At 69.9% G+C, this 12,177-nt stretch carries 11 protein-coding genes; 7 read left to right on the top strand and 4 right to left on the bottom strand.

Features of this window, described 5'->3' with window-relative positions; translation table 11 throughout:
- Positions 1 to 52: 52 nt before the first annotated feature.
- Positions 53 to 361 carry a co-chaperone GroES gene (groES, locus tag HCC61_RS06805; RefSeq protein ID WP_028431119.1) on the top strand — a complete coding sequence of 103 codons (309 nt, stop codon included), beginning with the start codon at positions 53 to 55 and terminating at the stop codon, positions 359 to 361.
- Positions 362 to 469: 108 nt separating this feature from the next.
- Positions 470 to 2,095 (top strand): chaperonin GroEL, encoded by a 1,626-nt coding sequence (gene groL / locus HCC61_RS06800; protein ID WP_169134320.1) that lies wholly within the window; start codon positions 470 to 472, stop codon positions 2,093 to 2,095.
- A gap of 110 nt (positions 2,096 to 2,205) precedes the next feature.
- On the opposite strand, the gene HCC61_RS06795 is transcribed toward groL, so the two are convergent.
- The 3 genes from HCC61_RS06795 to HCC61_RS06785 form a co-directional block, all read right to left on the bottom strand.
- A complete protein-coding gene (locus tag HCC61_RS06795; RefSeq protein ID WP_169134319.1) occupies positions 2,206 to 2,979 on the bottom strand; it encodes an SDR family oxidoreductase in 774 nt (257 codons plus the stop codon).
- A gap of 20 nt (positions 2,980 to 2,999) precedes the next feature.
- Positions 3,000 to 3,662, bottom strand: coding sequence for an MOSC domain-containing protein (locus HCC61_RS06790; protein ID WP_169134318.1), 663 nt, complete (start codon positions 3,660 to 3,662; stop codon positions 3,000 to 3,002).
- Positions 3,663 to 3,787: 125 nt separating this feature from the next.
- Positions 3,788 to 4,099 (bottom strand): WhiB family transcriptional regulator, encoded by a 312-nt coding sequence (locus tag HCC61_RS06785; protein ID WP_070016534.1) that lies wholly within the window; start codon positions 4,097 to 4,099, stop codon positions 3,788 to 3,790.
- 384 nt (positions 4,100 to 4,483) lie between these two features.
- On the opposite strand from HCC61_RS06785, the gene HCC61_RS06780 reads away from it, so the two are divergent.
- From HCC61_RS06780 to HCC61_RS06765, 4 genes are all read left to right on the top strand, one after another.
- Positions 4,484 to 5,095 (top strand): response regulator transcription factor, encoded by a 612-nt coding sequence (locus HCC61_RS06780; protein ID WP_003948568.1) that lies wholly within the window; start codon positions 4,484 to 4,486, stop codon positions 5,093 to 5,095.
- A 278-nt stretch (positions 5,096 to 5,373) separates the two neighbouring features.
- Positions 5,374 to 5,958 (top strand): RNA polymerase sigma factor ShbA, encoded by a 585-nt coding sequence (gene shbA / locus HCC61_RS06775; protein ID WP_277349022.1) that lies wholly within the window; start codon positions 5,374 to 5,376, stop codon positions 5,956 to 5,958.
- A 53-nt stretch (positions 5,959 to 6,011) separates the two neighbouring features.
- Entirely contained in the window at positions 6,012 to 7,535 is a 1,524-nt protein-coding gene (gene guaB, locus HCC61_RS06770) for an IMP dehydrogenase (protein ID WP_169134316.1), read from the top strand.
- A gap of 111 nt (positions 7,536 to 7,646) precedes the next feature.
- Positions 7,647 to 8,756, top strand: a complete 1,110-nt coding sequence (locus tag HCC61_RS06765; protein WP_169134315.1) for a GuaB3 family IMP dehydrogenase-related protein — start codon at positions 7,647 to 7,649, stop codon at positions 8,754 to 8,756.
- 54 nt (positions 8,757 to 8,810) lie between these two features.
- Here HCC61_RS06765 and HCC61_RS06760 read toward each other — a convergent pair whose 3' ends face one another.
- Entirely contained in the window at positions 8,811 to 10,073 is a 1,263-nt protein-coding gene (locus HCC61_RS06760) for a nucleotide sugar dehydrogenase (RefSeq protein WP_169134314.1), read from the bottom strand.
- 305 nt (positions 10,074 to 10,378) lie between these two features.
- Here HCC61_RS06760 and HCC61_RS06755 point away from each other — a divergent pair, with 305 nt between their 5' ends.
- Positions 10,379 to 12,085 (top strand): glycerol-3-phosphate dehydrogenase/oxidase, encoded by a 1,707-nt coding sequence (locus HCC61_RS06755; protein ID WP_169134313.1) that lies wholly within the window; start codon positions 10,379 to 10,381, stop codon positions 12,083 to 12,085.
- Positions 12,086 to 12,177: the final 92 nt, after the last annotated feature.

The raw sequence follows: 12,177 nt of genomic DNA, 5'->3' as shown, positions 1-12,177 counted from the left end.
CGCCACCCCAGACATAAGACCCCGTTATGAGATCTCCGAAGGGGGAGGTCGGATCGTGACGACCGCCAGCAAGGTTGCCATCAAGCCGCTCGAGGACCGCATCGTGGTCCAGCCGCTCGACGCCGAGGAGACCACGGCCTCGGGCCTGGTCATTCCTGACACCGCCAAGGAGAAGCCCCAGGAGGGCACCGTCCTGGCTGTGGGCCCGGGCCGCTTCGAGAACGGCGACCGTCTGCCGCTCGACGTGAACGTCGGCGACATCGTGCTGTACAGCAAGTACGGCGGCACCGAGGTGAAGTACAGCGGCGAGGAGTACCTCGTCCTCTCGGCTCGCGACGTTCTCGCGATCGTCGAGAAGTAAGTCACCGCAGCCGGAAGACACTTGATCCGCGCCCCGGTCCCTCCCGCATCGCATACGAGATGTACCGGGGCCGGGGCGCGGTTCGTTTGAGAGGACTCGAAAGCTCCCATGGCGAAGATCCTGAAGTTCGACGAGGACGCCCGCCGCGCCCTCGAGCGCGGTGTGGACAAGCTCGCCGACACCGTGAAGGTGACGATCGGCCCCAAGGGCCGGAACGTCGTCATCGACAAGAAGTTCGGCGCACCCACCATCACCAACGACGGCGTGACCATCGCCCGTGAGGTCGAGGTCGAGGACGCGTACGAGAACCTCGGCGCGCAGCTGGTGAAGGAGGTGGCGACCAAGACCAACGACATCGCGGGTGACGGCACCACCACCGCCACCGTGCTCGCCCAGGCGCTGGTCCGCGAGGGCCTGCGCAATGTGGCCGCGGGCGCCTCCCCGGCCGCCCTGAAGAAGGGCATCGACGCCGCGGTCATGGCCGTCTCCGACGACCTGATCGCCAACGCCCGGCCGATCGACTCCAAGGAGGACATCGCCTCCGTCGCCGGTCTGTCCGCACAGGACAAGCAGGTCGGCGAGCTGATCGCCGAGGCGATGGACAAGGTCGGCAAGGACGGCGTCATCACCGTCGAGGAGTCCCAGACCTTCGGCCTGGAGCTCGACTTCACCGAGGGCATGGCCTTCGACAAGGGCTACCTGTCGCCGTACATGGTCAGCGACCAGGAGCGCATGGAGGCGGTGCTCGACGACCCGTACATCCTGATCCACCAGGGCAAGATCAGCTCCATCCAGGACCTGCTGCCGCTGCTGGAGAAGATCATGCAGGCCGGCAGCTCCAAGCCGCTGCTGATCATCGCCGAGGACGTCGAGGGCGAGGCGCTCTCCACCCTCGTGGTGAACAAGATCCGCGGCACGTTCAACGCCGTCGCGGTCAAGGCCCCCGGCTTCGGCGACCGCCGCAAGGCGATGCTCGGCGACATGGCGACGCTCACGGGCGCCACCGTCATCGCCGAGGAGGTCGGCCTCAAGCTCGACCAGGCCGGTCTGGACGTGCTCGGCACGGCCCGCCGCGTCACCGTCACCAAGGACGACACGACGATCGTCGACGGCGCCGGCAAGCGTGAGGATGTCGAGGGACGCGTCGCCCAGATCAAGGGCGAGATCGAGGCCACCGACTCCGACTGGGACCGCGAGAAGCTCCAGGAGCGCCTGGCCAAGCTGGCCGGCGGCGTCTGCGTCATCCGCGTCGGCGCCGCGACCGAGGTCGAGCTCAAGGAGAAGAAGCACCGCCTTGAGGACGCCATCTCCGCGACCCGTGCGGCTGTCGAGGAGGGCATCGTCGCGGGCGGCGGCGCCAGCCTCGTGCACTCCGCGAAGGTCCTGGAGGACTCGCTCGGCAAGAAGGACGACGAGGCCACCGGCGTCGCCGTCGTGCGCCGCGCCGTCGTCGAGCCGCTGCGCTGGATCGCCGAGAACGCGGGCCTGGAGGGTTACGTCATCACCTCCAAGGTCTCCGAGCTCGACCGTAACCAGGGCTTCAACGCGGCCACCGGCGACTACGGCGACCTGATCAAGGCCGGCGTCATCGACCCGGTCAAGGTCACGCGCTCCGCGCTGGAGAACGCCGCGTCGATCGCGTCGCTGATGCTCACGACCGAGACGCTGGTCGTCGAGAAGCCGGAGGAGGAAGAGCCGGCGGCAGCGGGACACGGCCACGGCCACTCCCACTGACACAGGCTCACCGAGCCGACCGGACCGAGGCCCGGCACCCGCGGGGTGCCGGGCCTCGGCGTTCGCTTCTCTCGCGCCCCGGCGTGCAGCCGGCGTCCAATGAGACTCGTTCAACGGGGCCCGTAGCGCCGCCCCGTGGTCGTGGAAGCCTTCGACAGCAGCTCACGGGGCAGCAGCCGCACCGCCCCCATCAGCACCTTGTAGCGCACGTCGGGAATCGACAGCGTCTTCGCGCGCGCCAGGTCCTTCACCGCCGCGGCGGTGACCGCGTCTGCGTCGAGCCACATCCACCGCGGCACGCTCCCCGCGTCCATCCCGGCCCGCTCATGGAACTCCGTACGTACGAATCCGGGGCACAGCGCCATCAGCCGCACCCCCGACCCCGCCAGGTCCTTCGCGACGCCCTGCGTGAACTGGACGACCCACGCCTTGCTCGCCCCGTACGTACCGCGCGGCACGAACGCCGCCACCGACGCCACATTGACGACGCCTCCGCGCCCCCGCTCCAGCATGCCCTCCACCGCCGCCGAGGTGAGCCGCAGCACCGCCTCGCAGTGCACCTTGAGCATCGTCAGCTCGTCCTCGACCGGGACGTTCAGGAACGTGCCCTTGTTGCCGAACCCCGCGTTGTTGATCAGCAGGTCCACGGGCCGGTCCCGGTCCCGGAGCCGTTGCTCCACCGCGGAGAGGCCTTCGTCGGAGGCGAGGTCTGCGGCCAGTACGGAGACGTCGACACCGTGCTGCTCGTGGAGCCGGGCGGCCTCCTCCCGCAGACGTTCCTCGTTGCGGGCCACCAGCACCACGTGGAGCCCGTCCCGTGCCAGCCGTCGGGCGAAGGCGGCCCCGAGGCCGGCGGTCGCTCCCGTGATCAGCGCAGTCGTCATGGGGGCACGCTATCCACGCCTCAACCCGCGGTACGCCGCAGGGCTTTGCTCCGCGCCTCCGGGTGGAGTGCGTCGCCGGCGGCCAGGACGCGCGGCAGCAGCTCCGGCTCCCGGGTCAGCGCCCGGAAGAGGAAGCTCACCGTCACTTCGTGCTCCGGGCGGTGCACCACGCGGATCTCGTCGCCGCGCTGCACCGTTCCCGGCTCGACGACCCGCAGGTACGCACCGGGCAGCGCCCTGTCCGTGAAGCGCTTCACCCAGCCCCGCTCGTCGAGCCAGCCCGCGAACGTACGGCAGGGAATCCGTGCCGAGGCCACCTCCAGCACCACCCGCCCCCCGACGAGCCAGCGCTCGCCGACGCGGGCACCGTTCACATCCAGCCCTCGGGTGGTGAAGTTCTCGCCGAAGGAGCCGTCGGCCAGCTCCCGCCCGAGCTCGGCGCCCCAGCCGTCGAGGTCTTCCCGGGCGTAGGCGTAGACGGCCTGGTCGTCACCGCCGTGGTGGCGCATGTCGCCGATGGTGTCGTCGGCGAGCGCGCTTCCGCCGGTGCCCTTCGGTCCGGGCGCGGCCACCTCGACGGGCCCGTACGCCGGGCGCTTGTCGATGCCGGTCAGACGGCCCGGTGAGTCGGTGATCCCGGGGTCGTGCAGCGGCTTGGCGAGATTCACGGACAGAAGGTTCATGGCCGTCAGGCTAAACGGGTGGACCAGGGTGCTCGACCGGTTTCCCGGCCGCCCGGAGCGGGCCGGGCAAGAAGGGGCGGGGGAGAAGGAGAGGCAGGCACATAACCCTGCGTGAACGTTTCTGCTCAGCTCTGCCCGTCGGGCACGGCGACCAGTCTGCTGCGTGCCCGCCCCATCAGCTCCTCGCGCTCGTCCTCGGTCAACCCGCCCCAGACTCCGTACGGTTCACGCACCGCCAGCGCATGCGCCGCGCACTCCGAGCGGACGGGGCAGCGCATGCAGACTTCCTTGGCCGACGCCTCGCGCGCGCTGCGGGCCGCCCCGCGCTCGCCCTCGGGGTGGAAGAAGAGCGAGCTGTCGACTCCCCGGCAGGCGGCGAGGAGCTGCCAGTCCCACAGGTCTGCGTTCGGGCCCGGGAGGCGGGAGAAGTCTGCCATTGCGTGTCCTCTCGTCGGCGTACGTCGGCGTACTTGAGGCTCGCTCTTGCTCCACCCATTCATAGACAAATATGACTCATTGCGAACCTAGCCGAAAGAAAGCGAGAAGCAGAACTAAGTCTGCTAAATAGGGCAAAAGGTAAAAGACGCCACTCGGGGAAACCCGTCAGTGCGATGCGGGCTGATCCGTGTACGGGCGATCACGTAGAGTGCTGATGGCGGTGGCTGGAACCCGTAACTCTTTCGGGTGACCGTCGTTGAGTGTGCGGAGGCGGTTGGCGGAATGATCTCGGGCACTGTTGTCCGAGGCTGTCAATCGCACAGGTGACGATTCGTAACAGCCTGGAGGCTCAAGGTGACGCGCATCAGCTGCGGAGGGCGGTCATGACATCCGTCCTCGTCTGTGACGATTCCCCGCTTGCCCGGGAGGCGCTCCGCCGCGCGGTCGCGACCGTGCCCGGTGTCGAGCGTGTGACGACGGCGGCCAACGGCGAGGAAGTCCTCCGCCGCTGGGGCGCCGACCGGTCCGACCTCATCCTCATGGATGTCCGCATGCCCGGTCTCGGTGGTGTGGAGACCGTGCGGCGGCTGCTGTCGGCCGACCCCGGCGCCCGCATCATCATGCTGACGGTGGCCGAGGACCTCGACGGAGTGGCACTGGCCGTGGCCGCGGGCGCCCGCGGTTATCTGCACAAGGACGCCTCGCGCGCGGAGCTGCGGGCCACGGTGACCCAGGCGCTCGCGGACCCGACCTGGCGGCTAGCGCCGCGCAGGCTGCGTTCGGCCGAGATGGGGGCGGCGCCCACGCTCACCGCGCGGGAGATCCAGGTGCTGGAGGGCATGAGCCACGGCCGGTCGAACGCCGAGATCGGCCGCGAGCTGTTCCTCTCCGAGGACACCGTGAAGACGCACGCACGGCGGCTGTTCAAGAAGCTCGGTGCCTCGGACCGCGCGCACGCCGTCGCCCTCGGATTCCGCTGGGGTCTCGTCCGATAGATAGCTCACGTTCGCCATATGCCCGCCCGTCCCCGCCTGCGAAGTTCCGCCGCCCCCGAAGCGCGGGGCCGGCCCGGGGGGAAGGGCGGGGCGGCGTATGAGGCCCAGGAATCCCGCGAGTGCCGCATGCTTGTTGTATGGAGTTCCTCGGGGACCGTTCGGTCAGGCGTGAGGGGAGGGCGCGGGAGATGAGGGCCACTGCCCCTGCTCATAACGCTTCGGTGCACAACCAGGGACGCGGTGCGACGGAACACTCGGCTCAGGTGCACCATGGACCGATGCGCAACGACGGGCCTGACGACACAGCGGTCGTGAGCGCACTCGTACGACGCGCAAGGGAGGGCGACGAGCAGGCCACGCACGACCTCCTCGCCCACGTCCAGGCCCTCGCCCTGCGGTACTGCCGTCGGCGGCTGACCCGACTCCCGGGCGACGCACGGCACTTCGTGGACGACCTCGCGCAGGAGGTCTGCATCGCGGTGCTCTGCGCGCTGCCGCGCTACCGCGACACCGGAAAGCCCTTCGAGGCCTTCGTCGTGGCCATCGCCCAGCACAAGGTCGCCGATCTTCAGCGGGCGGCGATGCGCGGGCCCGGCAGTACGGCGGTGCCGTCCGACGAGATGCCGGAGCAGCCCGACGACTCGCTCGGTCCCGAGGAGCGTGCGCTGCTCAGCAGCGACGCGGCGTGGGCGAAGAAGCTGCTCGCCAACCTTCCGCAGCACCAGCGCGAACTGGTGCTGCTGCGGGTCGCGGTGGGGCTCACCGCGGAGGAGACCGGCGAGATGCTCGGGATGTCGCCGGGCGCGGTCCGCGTCGCCCAGCACAGGGCGCTGAGCAGGCTGAGGGCACTGGCGGAGCAGTAGGTCCGGGGCGTTTAGCATGGACTTTCACCCCGGGCAAGCATTGGAAAGGTGTCATGACAGCCAACGACGCAGTCGGAGCCGAAGCCGGGGCGGGAGTGCCCCCGAAGTTCGCCATGCTCGGGCTGACCTTCGACGACGTCCTGCTGCTGCCCGGTGAGTCGGACATGGCTCCCGGTGACATCGACACCGGCTCGCTGATCTCGCGCAACGTACGTGTGAACGTGCCGCTGCTGTCGGCGGCGATGGACAAGGTCACCGAGTCCCGGATGGCCATCGCGATGGCCCGTCAGGGCGGCGTCGGGGTCCTGCACCGCAATCTCTCGATCGAGGACCAGGCCGCCCAGGTCGACCGGGTCAAGCGCTCCGAGTCCGGCATGGTCACCGACCCGATCACGATCCGTCCGGACGCGACGCTCGGCGACGCCGACGTGCTGTGCGGGCGCTTCCGGATCAGCGGGGTGCCCGTCACCGACGAGTCCGGCAAGCTGCTCGGCATCGTCACCAACCGCGACATGGCCTTCGAGTCCGACCGCGAGCGTCCCGTGCGCGAGTTGATGACGCCGATGCCGCTGGTCACGGGCAAGGTCGGGATCACGCGGAGCGACGCGATGGAGCTGCTGCGCCGGCACAAGATCGAGAAGCTGCCGCTGGTCGACGACGCGGGCGTGATCAAGGGGCTCATCACCGTCAAGGACTTCGTGAAGGCGGAGCAGTATCCGCTGGCCGCCAAGGACTCCGAGGGCCGGCTGGTCGTGGGCGCGGCCGTGGGCGTCGCGGGCGACGCGTACGAGCGGGCGCAGGCGCTGATCGAGGCCGGCGTCGACTTCGTCGTGGTGGACACGGCCCACGGTCATTCGCGGCTCGTCGGCGACATGGTCGCCAAGATCAAGTCGAACTCGCCGGTCGACGTCGTCGGCGGGAACATCGCCACCCGCGAGGGCGCCCAGACGCTGATCGACTCGGGTGCCGACGGCATCAAGGTCGGTGTCGGGCCGGGCTCCATCTGTACGACGCGGGTGGTCGCCGGCATCGGCGTCCCGCAGGTCACGGCGATCCACGAGGCTTCGCTCGCCGCGCAGGAGGCGGGAGTGCCGGTCATCGGCGACGGCGGCCTCCAGTACAGCGGCGACATCGCCAAGGCCATCGTCGCGGGCGCCGACACGGTGATGCTCGGCTCGCTGCTCGCCGGCTGCGAGGAGTCGCCGGGGGAGCTGCTGTTCATCAACGGCAAGCAGTTCAAGTCGTACCGCGGCATGGGCTCGCTGGGCGCGATGCAGTCGCGGGGCGAGCAGCAGTCGTACTCCAAGGACCGCTACTTCCAGGAGGACGTCGGCGGCGACGACAAGCTCATCCCGGAAGGCGTCGAGGGACAGGTGCCCTACCGGGGGCCGTTGAGCGCCGTCGTGCACCAACTCGTGGGCGGGCTCAAGCAGTCGATGTTCTACGTCGGCGGGCGCAGCGTGCCGGAGATGAAGGAGCGCGGCCGGTTCGTACGGATCACCTCGGCGGGGCTGAAGGAGAGCCACCCGCACGACGTGCAGATGACGACCGAGGCGCCGAACTACTCACGCCGCTGAGCTCGACGGGTCGGCGGCCCGAGCGGTCCGCCACCCGCCCGGCCTCAGGGTGCCGCGGTTCGGTGATACTGGAGCGGCAGAGCACAGCGCACGGCGAGAAGGGCTTCACAGGTGACTGAGATCGAGATCGGACGCGGCAAGCGCGGACGCCGGGCGTACGCCTTCGACGACATCGCTGTGGTGCCAAGCCGCCGCACGCGCGACCCCAAAGAGGTCTCGATCGCCTGGCAGATCGACGCCTACCGTTTCGAACTGCCCTTCATGGCCGCCCCGATGGACTCGGTCGTCTCACCCGCCACCGCCATCCGCATCGGCGAGCTCGGCGGCCTCGGCGTCCTCAACCTCGAAGGCCTGTGGACGCGTTACGAGGATCCGGAGCCGCTGCTCGCGGAGATCGCGGAGCTGGACGAGCGCACCGCCAACCGCCGCATGCAGGAGATCTACGCGGAGCCGGTCAAGGAGGAGCTGATCGGCGAGCGGATCAAGGAGGTGCGCGACGCGGGCGTGGTGACGGCCGCCGCGCTCTCGCCGCAGCGAACAGCCCAGTTCTCCAAGGCAGTTGTGGACGCGGGCGTCGACCTCTTCGTCATCCGCGGCACGACCGTCTCGGCGGAGCATGTCTCGTCGGCGGCCGAGCCGCTCAACCTCAAGCAGTTCATCTACGAGCTGGACGTGCCGGTCATCGTGGGCGGCTGCGCGACGTACACGGCGGCGCTGCATCTGATGCGTACGGGCGCGGCCGGTGTCCTCGTCGGCTTCGGCGGGGGCGCAGCGCACACCACGCGGAACGTACTGGGCATCCAGGTGCCGATGGCGACCGCCGTGGCCGATGTCGCAGCCGCGCGCCGGGACTACCTGGACGAGTCGGGCGGACGCTACGTCCATGTCATCGCCGACGGCGGCGTGGGCTGGTCGGGAGACCTCCCGAAGGCCGTGGCCTGCGGCTCCGACGCCGTGATGATGGGATCGCCGCTGGCCCGCGCCACGGACGCGCCCGGACGCGGCCACCACTGGGGCATGGAGGCGGTGCACGAGGACGTGCCGCGCGGCAAGCGGATGGACCTCGGCGCGGTCGGCACGACGGAGGAGATCCTGCTCGGTCCCTCGCACACGCCGGACGGTTCGATGAACTTCTTCGGCGCGCTGCGGCGGGCGATGGCGACGACCGGCTACTCGGAGCTCAAGGAGTTCCAGCGGGTCGAGGTCACGGTCACGTGCTGACCTCGCGGGGCGGGCCCGTACGGCGCACGGCCGGCGGCCCGGAAGCTGCCGGCGTCACAGCCGGTGGGCCGCGCCCGTCGGGCTCGCGCCTCTCGTGTCGAAGAACAGCCGCGCCTTCGCGGCGAGGCCTTGCAGGTCGTACCGGCGGTGGTGCTGGAGCAGCACCGTGAGGTCGGCGGCGGCCGCGGCCTCGTAGAGCGAGTCGGCGCGCGGCACCGGCTGGTCGGCGACCTGCCACTGCATGACGTACGGGTCGTGGAAGCTGAGCTGTGCGCCGAGTTCCTTCAGCCGCAGCGCCACCTCCCTCGCGGGTGCGCCTTCCTGGTCGGCCAGGTCCGGCTTGTACGTGACGCCGAGCAGCAGTACGCGGGCGCCGCGCGCCGACTTGCCGTTCTCGTTGAGGAGTTCGGCGGCACGTCGGCACACGTAGCGCGGCATGCGCCCGTTGACCTCCTGGGCGAGTTCGACCATGCGCAGCGGATAGCCGAGCGAACGGCTGCGGTACGCAAGGTAGTTGGGGTCGATGGACACGCCGTGTCCCCCGACGCCCGGGCCCGGCCGGAAGGCCTGGAAGCCGAACGGCTTGGTCTCCGCGCAGCGGATCACGTCCCACAGGTCGACGCCGATGTCGTGGCAGAAGACCGCCATCTCGTTCACGAGCGCGATGTTGACCTGGCGGAAGTTGGTCTCAAGCAGCTTCGCCGTCTCCGCCTCGCGCGGGCCGCGTGCCCTGACGACCTTGACGGCCAGACGTCCGTAGAAGGCGGCGGCCCGTTCCGTGCAGGCGGGGGTGAGGCCGCCGACGACCTTGGGGGTTCCGGCGAATCCGTAGCGACGGCTGCCGGGGTCGAACCGGGTGGGGGAGCAGGCGAGATGGAAGTCACGGCCGGCTTGCAGCCCCGAGCCCTCTTCGAGCAGCGGGCGGAGGAATTCCTCGGTGGCGCCCGGGTACACCGCGGATTCGAGTACGACGGTCGTACGCGGCCGGAGCCGGGAGGCGAGGGTATGAGCGGCGGTGCGCACCGCGTCGAGGTTCAGTTCGCGGTCGGGGCCGAGGAAGGTCGGAGAGCAGATCAGTGCCGTACGGACGTCGCCGAGGGCGTCGGGGTCGGTGGTCGCGCGGAAGCCGCGGGAGATCATGCGGCGTACCGCGGCTGCGGTGAGGATGCCGTCGGCCGGAGGCCTTCCGGCGTTGAGATCCGCGACGGTCTTCTCGTCCGCGTCGTAGCCGATGGTCTCGATCCCGGCGGCGACCGCGGCCTGTGCGGCGGGGAGACCCGAATGGCCCAGTCCGAGGACGGCGAGATCTGCGGGCATTGCGGCGGACATCCTTCCCCTCTGCTTTCTCGCCTGTTCCCTCGTGGGGATGGCGAGATCCCGTGCGTGCCGTTCCGGGGGACGGCCCCCGAAGATCGCGTCGAGCTGCGCGGAGCGGTGCTGCGCGGCGCTATAGCAAGTTAATCGGCAATATGACGGATATCTGGGATGACCCGCTTCACGGCGCCCGCAGCGCGGCCGAAGTCAGGGAATTGGAGGACCATCGGCAGGGGAACACTGCCTACGTTCTTTCAACAACAACCACAATCACCACCGGCGAACGCACGACCACACGGGAGGCAGCGGTGAGGACGGCGACACTGGGACCGGAGCAGCGCGTGAGGGCGCTGGCGCAGATGTCCGAGCGCGAACTCGACGTGCTGGTCGTGGGCGGCGGAATCGTCGGCGCGGGCACCGCGCTCGACGCCGTCACGCGCGGGCTCTCCACCGGCCTCGTCGAGGCGAACGACTGGGCGTCGGGCACCTCCAGCCGGTCCAGCAAGCTGATCCACGGCGGGCTGCGCTACCTGGAGATGCTGGACTTCGCGCTCGTGAGGGAGGCGCTGAAGGAGAGAGGGCTGCTGCTCCAGCGGATCGCGCCGCACCTGGTGAAGCCGGTGCCGTTCCTCTATCCCTTGCAGCACAAGGGATGGGAGCGGCTGTACGCGGGTTCGGGCGTCGCGATGTACGACATCATGTCGCTCTCCTCGGGGCACGGGCGAGGGCTTCCCACGCACCGGCACCTGAGCAGGCGTCATGCGCTGCGCGTGGCACCGGCGTTGCGGAAGGACGCGCTCGTCGGCGCGCTTCAGTACTACGACGCGCAGATGGACGACGCGCGTTACGTGGCCACAGTGGTCCGCACCGCCGCGGCATACGGCGCGCACACGGCCAACCGCGCCCGCATCGTGGGCTTTCTGCGCGAGGGCGAGCGGGTCGTCGGCGCGCGCGTGCGGGATCTGGAGCAGGGCGGCGAGTACGAGGTGCGCGCGCGGCAGGTCGTCAACTCCACGGGCGTGTGGACGGACGACACACAGGGACTCATCGCGGAGCGCGGGCAGTTCCATGTGAAGGCCTCGAAGGGCATCCACCTCGTCGTGCCGAAGGACCGGATCCACTCGACGACCGGGCTGATCCTCCGTACGGAGAAGAGCGTTCTGTTCGTCATCCCGTGGGGGCGGCACTGGATCATCGGCACCACCGACACCGGCTGGGACCTCGACAAGCGGCATCCGGCGGCCTCCAGCGCGGACATCGACTACCTGCTGGACCACGTCAACTCGGTGCTGGCGGTGCCGCTGACGCGCAACGACGTGGAGGGCGTGTACGCCGGGCTGCGGCCGCTGCTGGCGGGCGAGTCGGAGGCGACGAGCAAGCTGTCGCGGGAGCACACGGTGGCGCACCCGGTGCCGGGCATGGTCGTCGTGGCGGGCGGCAAGTACACGACGTACCGGGTGATGGCGAAGGACGCCGTGGACGAGGCGGTGCACGGCCTGGACCGCCGCGTCGCGGATTGCGTCACCGAGGAGGTGCCGCTGGTCGGCGCCGAGGGCTACCACGCGCTGTGGAACGCGCGGGCGAGCATCGCGGCCCGTACGGGACTGCACGTGGCCCGGGTGGAGCATCTGCTCAACCGCTACGGGACGTTGACCGAGGAGCTGCTCGAACTCGTCACCGACGACCCGAAGTTGGGCGAGCCGCTGCCCGCGGCCGACGACTATCTGAAGGCCGAGATCGTCTACGCCTGCACGAACGAGGGCGCGCGGCACATCGACGACGTGCTCACGCGGCGTACGCGCATCTCGATCGAGACCTTCGACCGGGGCACGCGCAGCGCGCGCGAGGTGGCCGAGCTGATGGCGACCGTCCTGGGCTGGGACGCCGACCAGATCGACCGGGAGGTCGAGCACTACGAGAAGCGGATCGAGGCCGAGCGCGAATCGCAGCTACAGCCGGACGACTTGACGGCGGACGCGGCACGGCTGGGGGCGCCGGACATCGCGCCGGTGTGACCGGACATGGCGCCGATGTGAGGGGGCATCGCGCCGATGTGAGGGGACTCACCATGAGGCCGGCCCCGGCCCGGTCCTGGATCCGTCCGGGA

Source organism: Streptomyces sp. HNM0575, from assembly GCF_012726265.1.
Taxonomy (GTDB): Bacteria; Actinomycetota; Actinomycetes; order Streptomycetales; family Streptomycetaceae; genus Streptomyces.
This window is presented reverse-complemented; position numbering and strand designations above follow the sequence as displayed.